Here is an 18,602-nt window from a genome sequence, read left to right as displayed (position 1 = left end):
AACCGTAGTGGTAGGGCGTATTAGCAGGAAGGCGCCGAGGTTGAAACACACACCGGCCAAGAGACCCACGCAGGCCGACATCGCCCGGCTCGCCGGGGTCAGCCAGGCGACCGTCTCACTGGTGCTCAACGAGCGTGACGCGAGCATCCGGATCAGTCCGGCGACCCGCGAGCGAGTGCTGACCGTGATGCGCGAGTGGGGGTACGTCGCGAACGCGTCGGCCCGCTCCCTGGCCGGCGGCCGCAACAAGATCATCGGCGTCTACACGTTCGAGCCGGTGTTCCCGACCAGCGGCCTGGACTTCTACTTCCCGTTCCTGCTCGGCATGGAGCAGGAGGCGGCCAACCTCGGCTATGACCTGCTGCTGTTCACCAGTGCCGGCGGCGAGCGGCAGATCTTCCGGGACGGCTCGACCCGGCTCTGGCACGCGGACGGCGCACTGCTGCTCGGCCGCGATCCCAACGTCGAGGAGATCGAGCGGCTGCGCGACTCCGGTTACCCGTTCGTGTACGTCGGCCACCGTGAGGTGTCCGGCCCACCGGTGTCGTACGTCGCGGCCGACTACGCCGGTGCGACCCAGCAACTCACGGAGCGGCTGTTCGAGCTGGGTCACCAGCGCGTGGCGTACGCACGGATCGGCAACCGCGGCGCCCAGCCGAGTCGTGATCGCGAAGGTGGGTTCCGCCAGGCCACGCCGTACCGGCACCTCGCAGGACCGGTGTGGACACTCGACACCGTTGCTGAGGTGGACGGCCTGGTGGAGGAGCTGCAGCGCGGCGGCGTCACCGCAGTGCTCGCGGAGCAGCAGTTGCTGGCCGAAGAGCTGCTGGTCTGCGCGACTCGGCGCGGTCTGAACATCCCTGAGGACCTGAGCGTCGTGGAGCTCGGTGATTCGACCGATGCGCGGCATGACGGCACTCCGTGGACCGGACTGATCGTGCCGCGCGAGCAGATGGGCCGTCAGGCGATGGCGCTACTGGTGCAGCTGCTGGAAGCACCGGACTCCGGTGCGCTCAGCGAAAGCGTCCGGTGCGGCTTCGCGACCGGTGCGACGGTCGGACCTCCGAAGGAGCTTCCATGATTCGCGTTGTGGTCAAGCGACTGCTGATCGGCGTCCTGGTGATGTGGGGCGCGGCGTCGCTGATCTTCCTGATCGTCCGGGTCGCACCGGGCGACCCCGTCTCGATCCTGCTCGGTCCGGACGCGACCCAGGACCAGGTCAAGGAGCTGACCGCCTCACTCGGGCTGCAACGCCCCCTGGCCGTGCAGTACGTCGACTACCTCGGTCACGCCGTACGGCTCGACTTCGGCGACTCGTACCGGCTAGGCCACCCTGCGATGGCCGAAGTGCTCGCGCGGCTGCCGGCCACTGCGGAGCTCATGCTGGCGTCCACTCTGATCGCGGTGGTGCTCGGTCTGATCCTCGGACTGCTCGCGGGCGGTCGCCCGGGCAGTGTGGTCGACCGGGTGGTGGCTGCGTCGGCGATCGCGCTGCAGTCGTTCCCGACGTTCTGGATCGGGATCATGCTGATCCTGGTGTTCGCGCTGGCGCTGCGGATGCTGCCGAGCTCAGGCTCGGGTACGCCGCAGCACCTGATCCTCCCGGCGATCACGATGGCGCTCCCGTTCACGGCGATCGTCGCGCGGCTGACCCGGACCAGTGTGGCCGAGACGCTACGCGAGCCGTACATCCAGACCGCGAAGTCCAAGGGCCTCACCGATCGCCAGGTGCTGCTCGGGCACGCACTGCGCAATTCACTGCTGCCGGTCGTCACGATCGTCGGCCTGCACATGGGCGGGCTGATGGGCGGCGCGGTGATCGTCGAGAACGTGTTCGCCTGGCCGGGCCTCGGTTCGCTCGTCGTCGACTCGGTGACGAATCGCGACTACGAGGTCGTGCAGGCGGCGACGTTCGTGATCGCCGGCATCGTGATGCTCTTCAACCTGGCCGCCGACCTCGTCTACTCCCAGCTCGATCCGCGCATCCGCCTGGAGGGCAGCTGATGGCCACGCTCGCAGTGACCCGCCCGCTCGCCGTCCGCCGGGTCGGCTCCTGGCTCGGCAAGATCCCGTACGTCGTCCTCGCGATCTACGCGCTGGTCGCGGGCATCGGCCCGCTGGTGATCGACTACAACCCGATCCGGACCTCGCTCGACGACCGGCTGCTCAAGCCCGGTGCACACCTGTCCACCGGCGGTACGGCGTTGCTCGGCACGGACGGTCTCGGCCGCGACGTCCTCGCCCAGGTGGTGTACGGCGCCCGGACCTCGATCCTGATCGGCATCGCGACGGTCGTGGTGTCCTGCGCCGTCGGCGTCACGATCGGCACCGTCGCCGGGTACTTCCGCGGCTGGCTCGACACGTTCCTTGCCCGGGGCATCGACATCCTGCTCGCCTTCCCGGCGATCCTGCTCACGATCGTGATCGCCGGCGCGTTCGAACGCAGTGTGCCGGTGGTCGTGATCGCCTTGGCCGCCACCGCGTGGATCTCGTTCGCCCGGGTGACCCGCAGCGTCGCGCTCTCGCTGCGGGAACGCGCGTGGGTCGATGCGGCACGGGTGCTCGGCGTCCGGCGTACGTCGATCCTGCTGCGCCACGTCGTACCGTTCACGGTCGGGCCGGTGGTCGCGCTGGCCACGCTCGAGTTCGCGCTCGTCGTACTCGCCGAGGCGGGACTGAGCTTCCTCGGCATCGGACTGCCGCCGTCGGCGGTGTCCTGGGGACAAACCATTGCCAACGGCAAGCAATACCTCGACAGCGCGTGGTGGATCTCGGCGCTGCCCGGTATCGCCCTGTCGCTGCTGATCGTCAACATCGGCATTCTCGGTGACCAGCTCACCGCCCGTTACGGACGCGGACACCTCAACTGATGACGCGTCGGAAGGCAGGAGAAACAGCATGATCCCTCTGACACGGCGGGCGGCTTTGACACTCGGGGTCGCCGCCACGATGGCCCTGACCGCCTGCTCCAGCGCCACCACGGGTGGCGGCTCGAGTTCGGGCGGCGGTGAGGTGGTGATCGCCGGCACCTACCCGGTGGACAGCATCGACCCCGGCGGCCCACAGGGCGGCGGCACCGGGCCGCAGATGGTCGAGCAGCAGATCTTCAGCCGACTGGTCCGAACGAAGACGGACGGTTCGGTCGAGGGTGATCTGGCTGCGTCCTGGAAGCCCGACGCCACCGCTCGCACGTGGACCTTCACCTTGCGGAAGGGCGTGAAGTTCAGCGACGGCAAGGACCTGAAGGCGGCCGACGTGGCCGACTCGTTCAAGCGGTTCATCGACCTCAAGGGAACGAACGCGGCGAACTTCCCCGGCTACACGATGACGGCGTCGTCCGACGACACCGTCGTACTCACGGCGACCAAACCGGACGCCGCGATCCCGCGCAAGCTGGCGGTGTTCTTCGTCCTGCCGTCGGGCGTCGGCGCGAACGACACCGCGTTCTTCGACAAGCCGGTCGGGACCGGGCCGTTCAAGCTGGACAAGTTCAGCCCGAACGAGATCGTCCTGGTGCCGAACGCGCAGTACTACGGCGGCGCGCCGAAGGTCACCAAGGTGACGATCAAGAAGATGCCGGAGCTCGCGGCCCGGCTGACCGCGCTGCGCACCGGCGAGGCAGACGTGGTCTGGGGCATCCCGGACGATCAACTGCCCGAGGTGCAGAAGGACTCGACGCTGAACGTCCAGATCGTGCAGAGCTCGGCCGTTTACACGATGTGGTTCAACTCGTCGACGCCGGCGCTCAAGGACGCCGCCGTACGCCGGGCGCTGTGGCAGGCGGTCGACTTCCCGACCATCATCAAGAAGCTGTACCCGCAGACCGGGTCCCTGTCGGACTCGGTGGTGTCGAAGCAGACCCTCGGGTACGTCGCGCAGACGCCGGTCAAATACGACCCTGTGGCGGCGAAGGCCGCGCTGACGGCCGCGGGCTTCGACTTCGGGACGAAGCTGCGACTGCAGTTCGCGAACGCGGAGTTCCAGCAGTTCAACCAGGCGGTCGTGTCCGATCTGCAGAAGATCGGCGTACAGGTCGACCTGCTGCAGAAGGAGCAGGCCGTCTTCACCAAGGACCTGCTGTCGCTGAACTGGGACATCAACTTCCAGCAACTGTCGAACCCGATGCTCGACGCGGCGAACACCGTCGGCCGGCTCTACCCGTGCGCAGCCAAACGCAACGGCTACTGCAACTCCGCGCTGGACAAGCTGATCTCGCAGGCCGCGGCCAGCACCGACGAGCAGCAGCGGGTCAAGCTGTACGGCGAGGCGGAGAAGATCATCTGGGACGACGCGGTCGGCATGTTCCCGATGGCGGTCAAGTACGCGTACGCGTGGAACAAGCGCCTCAGCGGGTTCACCCCCGACCCGAACGGCCTGCCCGACTTCTCCAAGCTGCAGGTCAGCTCTTGATGCGCGAGGACTTGTCCACAGCTGTGCAGGAAACTGTGGCTGAATCAGGCTCCGGTTCCGAGGCGTTGCTGGACGTGTCCGGGCTGGTCGTCGACCTGCCCGGACGCGTCCGCGCCGTTCGCGTCGTCGACGAGGTGTCCTTCGACATCCCGTCGGCGACCACCGTCGGCCTGATCGGCGAATCCGGCTCCGGCAAGACGATGACCGCGAACGCGTTGATCGGTCTCCTGCCCGACGGCGCCACCGTCTCCGGCTCGCTGCGCTGGCGCGGCGAGGAGTTGCTTACGGCAACTTCTTCCCGCCGACGGGCGCTCCGTGGGCACGAGATCGCGATGATCTTCCAGGACCCACTCGCCGCGCTCAACCCGACCCAGAGCATCGGCCGTCAGGTCGGCGAGATCCTGCGTCGCGCCGGTCAGTCCCGCTCCGCGGTTCGCGAGCGGGTCATCGAGTTGCTCGACCGCGCGGGGATCCCGGAGCCGGCCGACAAGCTCGGCAGCTTCCCGCACGAGTTCTCCGGCGGCATGCGGCAGCGCGCCGTCATCGCGATGGCTCTGGCCGGTAGCCCGTCGCTCCTGCTCGCCGACGAACCGACAACCGCGCTGGACGTGACCGTGCAGGCGCGCATCCTCCGACTCCTGCGCTCGATCCAGGAGGGCGCCGGCCTGTCGATGCTCCTGGTCAGCCACGATCTGCGGGTGATGGCACACGTCGCCCACCAGGTCGTCGTCATGTACGCCGGCCGCGTGGCGGAGCGTGGCGCCACATCCGCCGTACTGCGACAGCCCGCGCATCCGTACACCAGGGCGCTGGTCGACAGCGTTCCCGCAGTACGGACGAAGACCGCGCTGGCGCATCCGTTGCCCGGTACGCCGGCAACGCCCGCGAATCGTCCGGGTGGCTGTGCGTTCCATCCGCGATGCCCGCTGGCGCAGGAGCGGTGCCGGAGCGAGCAGCCAGTGCTGCGAGCGGTAGCGCCGGGGCGTTGGTCCGCGTGTCACTTCGCCGAGGAGGTGCTCGATGCTTGAGGTCCGGGATCTCCGGGTCACGTTCGGCCCGCGCCGTAAGCCGTTTGTCGCGGTGGACGGCGTCAGCCTGACCGTCGGCGCCAACGAGACCGTCGGCCTGGTGGGGGAGTCCGGCTCGGGCAAGACCACGGTCGCCCGGTCGATCGTCGGCCTGGTCCGGCCAGAGTCCGGCCAACTGACGTACGACGGGCGTGCGCTGCCACCCGGCACGCGCCGGGCCGGGGAACTGCAGCGCGCGATCCAGATGGTGTTCCAGGATCCGCGCTCATCGCTCAACCCGCGGATGACCGTCGCCTCGATCATCGGGGAAGCGTGGCGCACCCACCCGTCAGCGGCCACGGATCTCGACCAACTGCTCGCGGACGTCGGCCTCGATCCGTCGGTGGCCGGTCAACGAGCAAGTCAACTGTCCGGCGGTCAATGCCAGCGCGTCAGCCTGGCCCGCGCCCTGGCCGTGAAGCCGCGGCTGCTGGTCTGCGACGAGGCCGTCTCCGCGCTGGACGTCTCGGTCCAGGCCCAGATCCTGCGCCTCCTCGACGACCTCCGCCAACGGCACAACCTCTCGATGCTGTTCATCTCCCACGACCTCGGCGTCGTCCACCAGATCGCCGACCGCATCGCCGTCATGCGCCGTGGCGTACTCGTCGAAGAAGGCACAGCCACCGACGTACTGACTTCACCACAACACGAGTACACCCAAAGCCTGCTGGACGCGGCTCTTGAGTTGAACAGTTAGTTGCTGCCGCGCAGTTCGGCGGCTTGGTCGTAGTCGCGGCGCCAATCGCCTGTGGGTGGGAGGATGATGCGCTCAACTCCCGCGGCCTCGTAGGCAGCTAGTTGTTCGGCTGGGTCGCCGTCGAGCCGAGGAGCGACGACGGTCGCCTTGAGTTGCTTGCCTTCAGCAAGTTCGTTGATGCGGGCCAGGTTCGTGCGGACCTCGTCCGGGGTTGCCGCGATGGTCGCCCACCCGTCGGCGTACCGCGCCGCCCGCCGATGTGCGCGCGCACCGTTGCCCGCGACAAAGATCGGCGGCACCGGCGAACCAGGGGAGAGCGTCACCTCCAGGTCCGGCCCGACCGTCGCGGGCTTGCCGGCAATCAGATCTGGCAGTACGGCGAGAGCCTCGTCGGTCAGCCGGCCGCGCTCCGTGTACTCCACGCCGGCCGCCCGCCAGCCGATGTCACCGTGCGCCGGATTCCCAGTGCCGACACCGAGAACGAGCCGGTTGTTCGACACGAGCTGCAGTGTGTTGATCTGCTTCGCCGCCCACGCCACCGGCCGCAGCGCCAGCAGCATCACGTTGTACCCGACCGTGATTCGCTCCGTCACCGCGGCGGCCGTCGCGAGTACGACGGCGCTGTCGAGGAGCGGCGCACTCGCGACCAGATGATCCGTCGACCACACCGAGTCCAGCCCGACGCTCTCGGCGTACCGCGCGCTCTCCCGCACGTCGCCGAGGATCGGGCGCTCGGGATCTGGTGTCGACGTCGGGAGGATGACTCCGATCTCAAGGCTCATACCTCGGCCAACCGCCACCCCGCGTCGGCTATTCCGTGGTGAGGGAGTGCACCGCCGGCCGGAGGAGCTCGACGATCTTGCCCGGATCGGCCTCGGCGAGGTGGTTCAGCTTGAGCAAGTGGCGGCCGAGCACGACACCGATCAGTACGGCGCTCACGACGTCCGCGCGGAGCTCACCGTCGGCGCCATGGATCGCCTTGCTGATGTTGCTCCCCTGGACGTGTGGATTGCCGCGGACCTCGTCGGCGGCGTCGGGATGGGTCAGCATCGAGCGGAGCACCGCGAGGGAGGCGACCGGCTCCTCGACCAGCGACTGCCGGAGCCGCTCGAGCAGCTGCTCGGCGACCTCTTCGGGGGTGCCATCGATCAACGGCCGGCTCTCGGTCTCGGCCGCGCGGGCGAACAACTGCTGTTTGTTGCCGAAGTAGTGCATCACCAGGCCCGGATCGACCTGCGCGGCCGCGGCCACCGCACGGATCGTCGTCCGGTCGTACCCGGTCTCGGCGAACAGCCGGCGTGCCTCGGTCAGGATCCGCTCCTGCGTCTCGATGCGCCGGCGGTCGCGAGTAGTCTCGTTCACCGAATTCATTCTACAGATGTTGAATGTCTATGGATTTCGTTCTACGGTTGTTGAATGACTCAGACACCGCTCGACGTGCTCGAGCTTCGCCGCCAGTACCTCATCGATCGCGACTTCGAATCGTTCGCCGGCCTGTTCGCCGACGACGCCGTACTCGAGTTGCCGTTCGCCGTCGAAGGCCTGCCAGAACGCCTGGTCGGCCGCGAAGCGATCCGCGACTACTCACTCCTCGCCGCCGATCACCCGATCGACATCATCGACCTCCGCACCGTCCAGCTGCACCAGACCGCCGACCCCGAGGTCGTGATCCTCGAGCTGGTCACCGAGGCACGGCACACCACGACCGGCGTACCGTTCCAGGCCGCCTGCATCCAGGTCTTCCGGATCCAGGACGGCAAGATCAAGCTCTTCCGCGACTACATCGGCGCCCACACCATCCCCGACCTCAGCTGACGGCCGGGGTCCGTCTCCGTTCCAGAGGAACCACAGGGCGGCGAGTGCAAGGAGTACGCCGATCGGGGAGAGGTACGTCTGACTCGGCAGACGCATCGCGGCCAGCCCACCGATCGCAGTACCGGCCAGGTAGATCGTGGTGATGATCTTCGCGCGGTCGACGAGCGGCGCGAGTACGACGGCGAGCACTGCAAGCAGGAGGTGCACTGCGAGAGCGCCGTACACCGCGCCCTCGGCGGCCGCGCGCGTCGGGGCGAACCCGTGGCCGGTGAACTCGTCGATGGTCCGGTCCCGGTTGGCGAAAAGCAGGCCGGCGATCACCAACTGAAAGACCAGCAGGGCGAGGAGACAGCTGCAACGCTCGACAACGGAGCCGTGGTCGGGTGAGGTGATGGGGTGAGCCTGACGATCCAGAACGTCGTGTTCGCCTGCCCGGGGAACACACCGGAGAGCTACGACCGCGGCGCACGGCCGGTCGCGAACTTCTACGCCGAGCTGCTGGGGCTGGAGATCATCCGCGAGGACTGGTTCATCGTCGGCCTACCCGACGACCCGTCGGTACTGCGCCTCGGCATCGGCGACGGGCCGATCGACTACCAGCCGCCGGGGTGGCCCGCCGGCGCGCAGCAGATGCATCTCGACATCGCCGTACCCTCGTTCGTTCGGCCGGCTGGTGCTGAACTGCTGCAGGACAACGGCGAGTGGCAGGTGTACGCCGATCCGATCGGGCATCCGTTCTGCTTGTACGAGGAGCCGACGGACCGCGCTCGGATCCGGCGCATCGTCATCGACTGCCCCGACCCGCAGACGCTCGCGGCCTTCTACAGCGCACTGCTCGACCGGCCGGAGCGCGAGCTCGACACTCCGTCCCGCGTGGTGCTCGCCGGCACGCCAGGGCTCGCCTTCCAGCGCAGTACGTCGCCTGCTCCAGGCTGGCCCGACCCCGCCTACCCTCAACAAGTCCACCTGGACCTGTTCACCACCGACGTACCGGCTGCCCGCGCTCACGCGATCGACGTCGGCGCGCGGCCCCTGCAGACGAGCGGTCCTTACCATCACGTTTACGCGGACCCGGCCGGTCATCCCTTCTGCATTTAGAGTCCGGTGGGTGAGTAGACGACTGGCGGCGTACGCGGTGTGCATCGAGGACGGACGGGTCCTGCTGGCGCGGTACGTCTCGCCGTACGGCGATGGCACCTGGTGGACGCTCCCGGGCGGCGGCGTCGAACCGTCCGAGGACCCGTTCGACACGGTCACTCGCGAGGTCGGCGAAGAGACCGGCTACGAGTCCGTCGTCGAGCGCCTGCTGGGCGTCGACTCCCGCATCATCCCGGCCGCCGAACGCCGCATCCCCGGCCCGGAAGACCACCAGAACATCGGAATCTTCTATGCGGTCCGCATCACCGCCGGCACCTCCCGCCCAGAACCCAACGGCGAGACCGCGGAGTCCGTCTGGACGGATCTCTCCACCGTCCCCACCCTCGACCGCGCCGTCCTGGTCGACATCGGCATCACCCTGGCCCAGTCCCTCCCCCCGACCGGCCACGTCCCACCCGCCGTCGCCACCGACGTCATTCGACCCTGACCTGTCGATCTGGGCCCGCTCCAAGCATCGGACAGGTAAACACCGACGCGGAGGGCTGCACTGTGAGCGACATCGTGATCGAGAAGATCGTCCGGCCGGAGCGGACATTGGCGGGCACGTGGCTGGAAGTAGTTGCCTCGAACCTCGACTACCACCGAGCGACGTTCCTGTGGAAATGCGAGGGCCTCTCGGAGACCCAGCTCCGGCAACGCCCGATCCCGTCCACAGACCTGACTTTGCTCGGACTCATGCGCCACCTGCAGGGCGTCGAGCGCTACTGGCTACACCACCGCCTCGCAGACACCACACCGCAGTTCCACCCCTATCGAACCAACCCCGACACCGACTGGTTCGACGAATCAGACCCCACGCCCGCGAAGGACGTGTACGCCGACTACCTCGCCGCGTGTGCGGATTCCCGATCCCTGTTCCGCCCCCAGGACCTCGCCCGCATCATCCCGAACCCCGAGTTCGGCAACACCGACCTCCGCTTCATCCTCACTCACGTCATCGAGGAATACGCCCGCCACGTCGGCCACGCCGACCTCCTCCGAGAATCCCTGGACGGCGCCGCCGGCGAATAGTCACCACTGGAATACTCGTTCCTCGTGTACGAGCTTCCGGTGTCGAACGATGACGGGTCAGCACTGCTCAGTTTCGAGGCCCTCGGCGAAGACGAGTTCGGCAGTCTGGATCCAGCCGTGCCGTTGACTGCCTCGCTGGTCGTGCTCTGGTCTGGTGATAGCTGCCTGATGGTCTTCAACCGGTTCCACCAAGCGTGGGAGCTCCCCGGCGGGATGATCGATCCAGGTGAGTCCGCGCGCGAAGCCGCAGTACGTGAGCTCGCTGAAGAGAGCGGCCAACGCGCCGACTCCCTGGAACTCGCCGGAGTAGCAAAGATCCGAGTCGCACCCGACGACCGACTCGAGTACCTGGCGATCTACCGAGGCCGGCTCGCCTCGCCACAACCCTTCACCCCGAACGACGAGATGTCCGACGCCGTCTGGTGGAACCCGACCGAGCCGCTCACCGACCTGTTCCCGATAGACGCCGCCCTGGCAACCTTCTGCCCGTAGTCGACCGCCCGTAAAAGGCATGCGGCCCAATGATCGGCCGACGACAATGGCGCGATGCCTGAAAAACACTCACGCCGCGTACCTGGCGGCCGCGCGTTCTACCTGACCGAACGGCTTTGGGAGTTGTCGGCCGGCCTGCCCGTCGAGTCGGTGCCGATCGACGCGATCGAGGCGTTCGACGAGGATTGCTGGTTCGGGGGCGCGCAGGTCACCTGCCGAATGGTCGCCCGGCACGCCGGCCTGATCCAGAAAGCCGATCTCAGCTACCCGGTGATCCTGTCGGCGGACGGGCGGCTGATGGACGGCGGGCACCGGATCTCGAAGGCCTGGATCAACGGGATGACGGCGATCAATGCGGTCCGGTTCCAAGTCGACCCGGAGCCCGACTGGGTCGAGTGGGACGCCGCCGGCTGAATCTGCGCGAGGCTTGTCGTATTCGCCGGGCGCCGTTCGTAGCGTAGGTGGAGGCGGACAGCGGGTCCGCTCGAGCCAAGGGAGCAGACATGCCCGAGTACCTCATGTACTTCAACCAGCAGTGGGTCGGTGACCACACCGAGGAGTGGTTCGGCAGCCGCGGGCCACTCGCCAAGGCGGTCGTCGAGGAGATGAAGGATGCCGGTGTGTACGTCTTCGCCGGAGGGCTGGAGGAAGAGGACGGCCCGGTCTACAGCGCCGACCCCACCAGCGGCGAGGTGTTGATCACCGACGGACCGTACATCGAGACCAAGGAGTTCCTGGGCGGATTCGCCGTGGTGGACGTGCCCGACGACGAGACCGCCAAGATGTGGGCCGGCAAAGTCGCCGAGGCCTGCGGCTGGCCCCACGAAGTCCGCCGCTTCAAACCCTAGAGATCAGGCTGAGGACCAGCGGTGCGGTTGTCTTACGTGCTGTACGACCCGGCGGTCAGACGCCAGGCCTCCGGTTACGTCCGCCGCGCCGCCGTCCTCGACTTCGCAACACCCGCGTTGCCCAGATCACCGCCACCACAACGACCACCACAACAGGCACCAGAGCCAGACTCCGCACGATCGCGCTGAAGTCCGCCTCGGTGGCAACCGCCACCCCAGCCGCAACGACGACAATCCCGACGTAGGCGGCAGTGCCAGCCGGGGTATGCCGCCAATCGCCGCTCATACGCCATTGTCTCCGTGACGAGCCGTCGCGCCGCACGCACGCATCAACCACCGTGACATCGGGCCAGGACATCGGCCTGGCTCAGCCGGTGCCGTCCTGCACCGGATAGTGGATGATGACCGCACCGCCGGTGGCGTAGTTGGCGACATCGGCGGCCACTCGCTGGCCGTACGCCGACGCCCGCGCCGCGGCCATGGTGTCGGCGTCAGCGAAGTCACCTTCGAAGACCGCGAAATACGGCGCTTCTCCGTTGGTCGCCGCCACGTCGAAGCTGTAGCGCCACGCAAGCAGGCCAGGCCAATTCATGACCAGTGGAAGGTGCTTGCTCACGTAGTAGTCGCGGAAGTGATCGGGGTCGGCGGGCTCGGAATACAGGACCACCAACTTATGCATGACGCCCTCCGTCCACTCTGTACAGGGCCGAGACCATAACACGCCCGGATGCACCGCGGAGGGCAAGTACCTTCCGTACTGTCAGGTCCGTCAGTCGATGAGTCGGGCGCGTAGCGCGTTGGCCTGGTTGTCGGTCAGACCTCCGTGACGAAGGTACGGCTCAACCCCGCCATACCTGTCTTCGAGGTGCTTGAGTGCTGCGCGCATCGTCTCCGGCCGGGCGGTGAAGGACTCAGCCACTTGGCTCCGCTCGGTGGGATCGTCGATGAGGAGGAGCTGTTCGTCGAGGTGGTCGCGCATACGGTCGTCCAGGACGGCGTAGTCGGCGGCGACGCATTCAGTCGGTACGCCGGCGAGGCTCAGGGCCAGTGCGACCACGGTCCCGGAACGGTCCTTTCCGGCGTGGCAATGGACGACGACTCCACCACTGGGCGCATCGGCGATCGCCCCGACTGCCGCGGCGAACAGCTCGGGGTGAAGGTCGAGCATCGCCACATACTGCTGGTCGATGCTCTGCGTCGGATCGTAGGGATCGTCTGCGTTGTAGAGCGGCATGTTGCGGTAGAGAGGGTCGGATGCGAAGGGAGACGGGTCACCTTCGCACTCCGGGGGAGTCCGTACGTCGATGATGCGGCTCACAGACGCCTCCCGCACCGCTTGGACACCGGCCGCTGTCAACCGTGAAAGGTTGTCGGAACGGATCAACGCGCCAGAACCGATCTGGCGACCGTCACTCGTGGGCAGACCACCGAGGTCGCGGACGTTCAGGCAGTTGGGCCACGTCAGACGCATGGGTCCGGTCACAGTTGTTGAACCTCTTCCTTCCGCCGGCCGAGCGCGGAGTCGTCAGCTGTGCGGACACGAGTCTGCGCCGCTGGACGCCGAAACATAAGTCTTGAAGTTGCGGCCCAAACCTGCGAAAAATGGATTGGGAGAACTCACCGTTTCCGCTTGATCATCCCGAGGCCCGCGCAGCCCACCAGTGGCATGTCAGAGGCAGCCCGCCGAGTCCGGCGGCAGCCGGAAAGGATGCACCGGTGATAAGCCGGGGGGCGGATGGGAGCGGCGCGGGTTGACCGCAGTACGCGAGAAGCCGGTTGCTTCGGAAAGCAACCGGCGGTGGTGGAGACGAGGGTGTGCTCCGTCAGGACATACCGGACAGGTCTCTCAAGACATACCGGACTGGGTCTGAGGGTTCGGGCAGGGCTGCGTTGAGGCTGCGGGTGTGTCCAAAGCCCGGCTGGTTGTCACCGCGATCGAGATCGAAGGACGTAGCGTCGCCGAGGTCGTTGCCGCTTATGGCGTTGCTCGTTCGTGGGTCTACGAACTACTCGCCCGGTACCGAGCCGAGGGCGAAGCGGCGTTCGAGCCGCGGTCACGCCGGCCCAAGACCAGCCCGACCGCGATACCGCAGTCGACGATCGACCTGATCATCACGGTCCGCAAGCAGCTGATCGAGTCCGGTCTGGACGCGGGTCCGGACACGATCGCCTGGCATCTGCGGCACCGCCATCAGGTCACGGTCTCGGTCAGCACGGTCGCTCGCACTCTGACCCGCCAAGGTCTGGTGGTGCCGGAGCCGAAGAAGCGCCCGAAGAGCTCCTACCTGCGGTTCGAGGCCGAACAACCCAACGAAACCTGGCAATCCGACTTCACCCACTACCCGCTCACCGACGGCACCGACACCGAGACCATCACCTGGCTCGACGACCACTCCCGCTACGCCCTCCACGTCTCGCCCCACCGCCACATCACCGGCCAGATCGTGCTCAACACCTTCACCCAAACCGCAGCCCAGCACGGCTATCCCGCCTCCGTGCTCACCGACAACGGCTTCGTCTACACCACCCGCTTCACCGGCGGCCGCAACGGGCTCGAGACCGAGCTACGCCGTCTGGACATCGTTCAGAAGAACTCCCGCCCCAACCACCCCACGACCTGCGGCAAGGTCGAACGGTTCCAACAGACGATGAAGAACTGGCTGGCCGCGCAACCTCAACAACCCGCCGGCCTGGACGAACTCCAGGCCCTGATCGACACCTTCGTGCAGATCTACAACCACGCCCGCCCACACCGGTCGCTGCACCACCGCGCGACCCCGGCGACCGCCTACCAGGTCCGCCCCAAAGCAGGCCCCGGCACCGACCGCAGCACCGACACCCACTACCGCGTGCTCCACGACATCTCAGACCCCGCCGGCAAACTCACCCTCCGCCGCGCCGGCCGACTCCACCACATCCCCATCGGCACCGAGCACGCCCGAACCCCCGTCCTCAAACTCGTCGACGACCTCCACATCCGCATCATCAACGCCGCCACCGGCGAACTCCTCCGCGAGCTCACCCTCGACCCCACCCGCGACTACCAGCCCCTCGGCCGACCCCCAGGCCCACACCCCAAGAACAGAAAACCGGACCCCAAACAGGGGTCCGGTCCGTCCGGGATCTCTTGAGAGATCACAGTGGTGGAGACGAGGGGACTTGAACCCCTAACCCCTGCCTTGCAAAGGCAGTGCTCTGCCAGTTGAGCTACGCCCCCGTGAGGGTGGTCAGCGACCCGGGGATACCGAGTCGACGGCCTCGGCCCAGAGGTCCTTGTCGGCGCGGGACTGCTGGGTCTTCTTGTAGGCGAAGTATCCACCGATGCCGGCCAGCAGCACCAGCAGGAGCTTCTTCAGCACTGGGACTCCTCGGGATCGGATCGGCTCAATGAAGAGCCTAGGACATTCGAGAGGGTGGGCCTAACTGGACTTGAACCAGTGACCTCTGCCTTATCAGGGCAGCGCTCTAACCGTCTGAGCTATAGGCCCGCGTACTGCGGTGTCGAACCCGGGAGAGATTACCGCACCAAGTGCCCTACTCCCAAACCGGTTCCGGCCGGGCCGCGCAGGGCCCGGCCGGGGCCGATCAGTCCTCCGACGCCAGCGTGACTTCGAGGCCGCCGAGCAGCGTGGCGGCGATGTTGTAGAGGAAGGATCCGAGCGTGGCGAGCGCGGTGATGATGAGTACGTCGGCGCAGGCCAGCAGCGTGGTGAAGCCCATCACCTTGCCGGTGTTGATGTAGTTCTCGACCCGGAACGGCTCGGCGGTCGGCGTGCCCAGCACCTCCTGGACGGTGCTGTTGATGTTGTCGAACACTCCGGCGGCACCGATCGCGGACCAGATGATGAACACTGCGACCCAGGTCACAATCCCGAAGGCGATCGACAGCAGGAACGCCGTCTTCATCACCGACCACGGGTCGATCCGGGACATCCGCAGCCGCGCCTTCCGCGTCTGCGGACGGCTCGAGGCCTTGGCGTCCTTCTCGGCGAGCCGGGCCTGCCGGGTCTCTTCCCGATCGGCCTTGTCCGTCTTCACGGCGGTGGCCTTGTCGAGCACTGCCTGACGGGCCGCGCTCACCCGGTCACCGAACGACTCGGTCTTCTCGTACGGCGCGGCGGGCGTGGGCGTGACCGTCGGCGTACCGGTGACTCCCGGGGACCATGGTTCCGGCCGGCCCGGCGTGCTCGGGGCGGGGCGCGCCGCGGGCTGCTGGGGACGCGCGGGCGTGGTCGAAGTACCCGGTCGCGGCTGCGGGCGGTACTCCGAGGACGGCCGCTGACCGTTCGGCGTCCTCTGCTGGCCCCCCGGCACACCGTTGGAATGACCGTTGGAAGCCGGGTTGGCCGGGGCGGCAGACGGCGTCCCACCCGGCGCGGTGCGCTGGGATTTGGAGCTGTCGGCCGCACCTTCAGGCCATGTCGGCCTCGCGCGGTTGGTCATCAGTCACCCTCCTGGCCGGCTTCGTCGTCTTCGACGGTAGCCGCGCCGTCCACGTCCGTCGAACGTTCGTCATCATTCTGGACGCTCTGAGAGGTGGATTCGGTTGTCGATCCGTCCACATTCTGGGCACCAATTGCCTCAGTACCCTCTTCTGCGGCCTCGGACTCCTCGACCTCGACCGTCAGATCGGTGTTCCGGGCGATCGCGACCACCGCGTCGGACTCGCCGACCCCGGCGAACCGGACGCCCATCGTGTCGCGGCCCTTGACCGGCACGCTGTCCACCCGGCTGCGGACGACCTGGCCGCTGGCCTTGATCGCCAGCACCTGGTCCTCGTCGACGACGATGATCGCGCCGACCAGCGAACCGCGCTCGTCGTTCAGCTTCACGGCCTTGATACCGAGACCGCCGCGACCCTGCTGCCGGTACTCCGACACGCGCGAACGCTTGGCGTACCCAGCATCGGTCACGGTGAAGACGAACTGGGCGTCCTCCTCCGAACCGGCCCGGATCACCGACATCGACAGCAGCTCGTCGCCGGAGCGGAACTTCATCCCGGTGACCCCGGAGGTGGCCCGTCCCATCGGCCGCAGCTGCTCGTCGTTCGCGGTGAAGCGGATCGACTGGCCCTTGCGGGACACCAGCAGCAGGTCGTCGTCGGCGGTGGCCAGGTCGGCGCCGATCAGCTCGTCGTCCTCCTCGCGGAAGTTGACCGCGATGATGCCGCTCTGCCGGGCCGAGTCGTAGTCGCGCAGCGCCGTCTTCTTGACCAGGCCCTTCTTGGTCGCGAGCACCAGGTAGTCGGACTGGTCGTAGTCGCGCAGCGTCAGCACCTGGGCGATCTCCTCGTCCGGCTGGAACGAGAGCAGACCGGCGACATGCGAGCCCTTGGCGTCGCGAGCCGACTCGGGCAGCTGCCAGACCTTGGCCCGGTAGACCCGGCCCTTGGTGGTGAAGAACAGCATCCAGTGGTGGTTCGTGGTGGCGAAGAAGTGGTTGATCTCGTCCTCGGCCCGCAGTGCGGCGCCGCGGACACCCTTGCCGCCGCGGTTCTGGGTCCGGTAGAGGTCGGTCTTGGTCCGCTTCGCGTAGCCGCCGCGGGAGATCGTGACGACGACGTCCTCGTCCGGCACCAGGTCCTGCACCGAGAGGTCGCCGTCGGCGGCGATGATCTCGGTACGCCGCTCGTCGCCGTACCGCTCGACGATCTCGCTGAGCTCGTCCTTGACGATCGTGCGCTGCCGCTCGGGGCTGGCCAGGATGTCCTCGAGGTCGGCGATGATCGCCTCGAGCTCCTGCAGGCGCTCGATGATCTTCTGCCGCTCCAGGGCGGCCAGCCGGCGCAGCTGCATGTCCAGGATCGCCTGTGCCTGGATCTCGTCGATGTCGAGCAGCTGCATCAGGCCGGTGCGCGCCTCTTCGACGTCGGGGCTGCGCCGGATCAGCGCGATCACCTCGTCGAGGGCGTCCAGCGCCTTCACGTACCCGCGGTAGATGTGCGCGTTCTTCTCGGCCTCGCGCAGACGGAAGCGGGTCCGCCGCTGGATGACCTCGATCTGGTGGTCGATCCAGTGCTTGATGAACAGGTCCACACTCAGCGTCCGCGGTACGCCGTCGACGAGCGCGAGCATGTTGCAGCCGAAGGTGTCCTGCAGCTGCGTGTGCTTGTAGAGGTTGTTCAGTACGACGCGCGGCTGCGCGTCCCGCTTCAGTACGACGACCAGCCGCTGACCGGTCCGGGACGAGCTGTCGTCGCGGATGTCGGCGATGCCGTTCATCTTGCCGGTGTTGACCAGCTCGGCGATCTTCAGCGCCAGGTTGTCCGGGTTGACCATGTACGGCAGCTCGGTGACGACCAGGCTGGTCCGGCCCTTGGCGTCTTCCTCGATGTCGACCACCGCGCGCATCGTGACCGAACCACGGCCGGTGCGGTACGCGTCGTCGATGCCCTTGTAGCCGACGATCAGCGCGCCGTTCGGGAAGTCCGGGCCCTTGATGTTCTGCAGGCAGGCGTCGAGCAGTTCCTCCCGGGTCGCGTCCGGGTGCTCGAGCGCCCAGTCGACCGCGGCCGCGACCTCGCGCAGGTTGTGCGGCGGGATGTTCGTCGCCATGCCGACCGCGATCCCCGACGAGCCGTTGACCAGCAGGTTCGGGAAGCGGGCCGGCAGGATCACCGGCTCCTGCGACTTGCCGTCGTAGTTGGGCCGGAAGTCGACCGTGTCCTGGTCGATGTCGCGGACCATCTCCATCGCCAGCGGAGCCATCCGGCACTCGGTGTACCGCATCGCGGCCGCCGGGTCGTTGCCGGGCGAACCGAAGTTGCCCTGGCCCTGGATCAGCGGCGCCCGCATCACCCACGGCTGCGCCAGCCGGACCAGGGTGTCGTAGATCGCCGAGTCGCCGTGCGGGTGGTACTGACCCATCACGTCACCGACGACGCGGGAGCACTTGTTGAAACCACGGTCCGGCCGGTAGCCGCCGTCGTACATCGCGTAGAGGATGCGGCGGTGCACCGGCTTGAGGCCGTCGCGGACCTCGGGCAGCGCGCGGCCGACGATGACGGCCATCGCATAGTCGAGGTACGACTGCTGCATCTCGGTCTGCAGGTCGAGCGGCTCGACCCGGTCGTGTCCCGGCGAGGTGGGGGTCTCGGTCATGAAA

General features: G+C 67.5%; 21 protein-coding genes and 2 tRNA genes. 14 read left to right on the top strand and 9 right to left on the bottom strand.

From position 1 onward, the window contains the following. Positions 1–40: 40 nt before the first annotated feature. From OHA18_RS14605 to OHA18_RS14580, 6 genes are read left to right on the top strand one after another with little or no spacing between them, the layout of a single operon-like run. On the top strand, positions 41–1,081 hold the full coding sequence (locus OHA18_RS14605; RefSeq protein ID WP_329004609.1) for a LacI family DNA-binding transcriptional regulator: 1,041 nt from the start codon (positions 41–43) through the stop codon (positions 1,079–1,081). Continuing rightward, the gene (locus tag OHA18_RS14600) at positions 1,078–2,004 is read left to right on the top strand and encodes an ABC transporter permease (protein ID WP_329004608.1); all 927 of its coding nucleotides are present in this window, start codon (positions 1,078–1,080) and stop codon (positions 2,002–2,004) included. Before OHA18_RS14605 ends, OHA18_RS14600 begins: the two co-directional genes overlap by 4 nt. After that, positions 2,004–2,870, top strand: a complete 867-nt coding sequence (locus OHA18_RS14595; RefSeq protein ID WP_329004607.1) for an ABC transporter permease — start codon at positions 2,004–2,006, stop codon at positions 2,868–2,870. Before OHA18_RS14600 ends, OHA18_RS14595 begins: the two co-directional genes overlap by 1 nt. 28 nt (positions 2,871–2,898) lie before the next feature. Next, positions 2,899–4,410, top strand: coding sequence for an ABC transporter substrate-binding protein (locus tag OHA18_RS14590; RefSeq protein WP_329004606.1), 1,512 nt, complete (start codon positions 2,899–2,901; stop codon positions 4,408–4,410). A 35-nt stretch (positions 4,411–4,445) separates the two neighbouring features. Beyond that, positions 4,446–5,438: an ABC transporter ATP-binding protein gene (locus OHA18_RS14585; RefSeq protein WP_329004605.1), complete on the top strand. Its 993-nt coding sequence runs from the start codon at positions 4,446–4,448 to the stop codon at positions 5,436–5,438. Then, complete coding sequence (locus OHA18_RS14580) at positions 5,431–6,174, top strand: ABC transporter ATP-binding protein (RefSeq protein WP_329004604.1); 744 nt, start codon at positions 5,431–5,433, stop codon at positions 6,172–6,174. Before OHA18_RS14585 ends, OHA18_RS14580 begins: the two co-directional genes overlap by 8 nt. Here the strand turns inward: OHA18_RS14580 and OHA18_RS14575 are convergent. Both OHA18_RS14575 and OHA18_RS14570 read right to left on the bottom strand, forming a co-directional pair. Continuing rightward, positions 6,171–6,956 (bottom strand): LLM class flavin-dependent oxidoreductase, encoded by a 786-nt coding sequence (locus OHA18_RS14575; protein WP_329004603.1) that lies wholly within the window; start codon positions 6,954–6,956, stop codon positions 6,171–6,173. The genes OHA18_RS14580 and OHA18_RS14575 overlap by 4 nt on opposite strands. Before the next feature lie 28 nt (positions 6,957–6,984). Beyond that, positions 6,985–7,536: a TetR/AcrR family transcriptional regulator gene (locus tag OHA18_RS14570; RefSeq protein ID WP_329004602.1), complete on the bottom strand. Its 552-nt coding sequence runs from the start codon at positions 7,534–7,536 to the stop codon at positions 6,985–6,987. 54 nt (positions 7,537–7,590) lie between these two features. Between OHA18_RS14570 and OHA18_RS14565 the strand changes: the two genes are divergently transcribed. From OHA18_RS14565 to OHA18_RS14535, 7 genes are all read left to right on the top strand, one after another. Further along, on the top strand, positions 7,591–7,989 hold the full coding sequence (locus OHA18_RS14565) for a nuclear transport factor 2 family protein (protein ID WP_329004600.1): 399 nt from the start codon (positions 7,591–7,593) through the stop codon (positions 7,987–7,989). Between the two features lie 396 nt (positions 7,990–8,385). Then, positions 8,386–9,087 (top strand): VOC family protein, encoded by a 702-nt coding sequence (locus OHA18_RS14560; RefSeq protein ID WP_329004598.1) that lies wholly within the window; start codon positions 8,386–8,388, stop codon positions 9,085–9,087. 10 nt (positions 9,088–9,097) lie between these two features. Beyond that, positions 9,098–9,574, top strand: a complete 477-nt coding sequence (locus OHA18_RS14555; RefSeq protein ID WP_329004597.1) for an NUDIX hydrolase — start codon at positions 9,098–9,100, stop codon at positions 9,572–9,574. Between the two features lie 62 nt (positions 9,575–9,636). After that, positions 9,637–10,158 carry a DinB family protein gene (locus tag OHA18_RS14550; protein WP_329004596.1) on the top strand — a complete coding sequence of 174 codons (522 nt, stop codon included), beginning with the start codon at positions 9,637–9,639 and terminating at the stop codon, positions 10,156–10,158. Positions 10,159–10,182: 24 nt separating this feature from the next. Beyond that, positions 10,183–10,650, top strand: coding sequence for an NUDIX hydrolase (locus tag OHA18_RS14545; RefSeq protein ID WP_329004595.1), 468 nt, complete (start codon positions 10,183–10,185; stop codon positions 10,648–10,650). A gap of 54 nt (positions 10,651–10,704) precedes the next feature. Further along, complete coding sequence (locus OHA18_RS14540) at positions 10,705–11,064, top strand: hypothetical protein (RefSeq protein WP_329004593.1); 360 nt, start codon at positions 10,705–10,707, stop codon at positions 11,062–11,064. Between the two features lie 89 nt (positions 11,065–11,153). After that, positions 11,154–11,498, top strand: a complete 345-nt coding sequence (locus tag OHA18_RS14535) for a YciI family protein (protein WP_329004592.1) — start codon at positions 11,154–11,156, stop codon at positions 11,496–11,498. A gap of 367 nt (positions 11,499–11,865) precedes the next feature. Here the strand turns inward: OHA18_RS14535 and OHA18_RS14530 are convergent, their stop codons facing one another. Further along, positions 11,866–12,177, bottom strand: coding sequence for an EthD family reductase (locus tag OHA18_RS14530; RefSeq protein WP_329004591.1), 312 nt, complete (start codon positions 12,175–12,177; stop codon positions 11,866–11,868). Between the two features lie 90 nt (positions 12,178–12,267). Then, positions 12,268–12,969 (bottom strand): tyrosine-protein phosphatase, encoded by a 702-nt coding sequence (locus tag OHA18_RS14525; RefSeq protein ID WP_329004590.1) that lies wholly within the window; start codon positions 12,967–12,969, stop codon positions 12,268–12,270. Positions 12,970–13,402: 433 nt separating this feature from the next. On the opposite strand from OHA18_RS14525, the gene OHA18_RS14520 reads away from it, so the two are divergent. Next, positions 13,403–14,629, top strand: a complete 1,227-nt coding sequence (locus tag OHA18_RS14520) for an IS481 family transposase (RefSeq protein ID WP_328998147.1) — start codon at positions 13,403–13,405, stop codon at positions 14,627–14,629. A gap of 10 nt (positions 14,630–14,639) precedes the next feature. Here OHA18_RS14520 and OHA18_RS14515 read toward each other — a convergent pair. From OHA18_RS14515 to gyrA, 5 genes are all read right to left on the bottom strand, one after another. Next, positions 14,640–14,715 (bottom strand) — tRNA-Ala (locus tag OHA18_RS14515). A gap of 10 nt (positions 14,716–14,725) precedes the next feature. After that, complete coding sequence (locus OHA18_RS14510) at positions 14,726–14,857, bottom strand: DLW-39 family protein (protein WP_442914390.1); 132 nt, start codon at positions 14,855–14,857, stop codon at positions 14,726–14,728. Between the two features lie 55 nt (positions 14,858–14,912). Continuing rightward, a tRNA-Ile gene (locus OHA18_RS14505) sits at positions 14,913–14,986 on the bottom strand. 97 nt (positions 14,987–15,083) lie between these two features. Then, complete coding sequence (locus OHA18_RS14500) at positions 15,084–15,941, bottom strand: DUF3566 domain-containing protein (protein ID WP_329004589.1); 858 nt, start codon at positions 15,939–15,941, stop codon at positions 15,084–15,086. Beyond that, complete coding sequence (gene gyrA, locus OHA18_RS14495) at positions 15,941–18,598, bottom strand: DNA gyrase subunit A (protein WP_329004588.1); 2,658 nt, start codon at positions 18,596–18,598, stop codon at positions 15,941–15,943. Before gyrA ends, OHA18_RS14500 begins: the two co-directional genes overlap by 1 nt. Between the last annotated feature and the right edge of the window lie 4 nt (positions 18,599–18,602).

This window comes from Kribbella sp. NBC_00709 (genome assembly GCF_036226565.1).
Classification (GTDB): Bacteria; Actinomycetota; Actinomycetes; order Propionibacteriales; family Kribbellaceae; genus Kribbella.
Note: the sequence above shows the minus strand (reverse complement) of the source record. Positions and strands in the feature narration are given on the sequence as shown.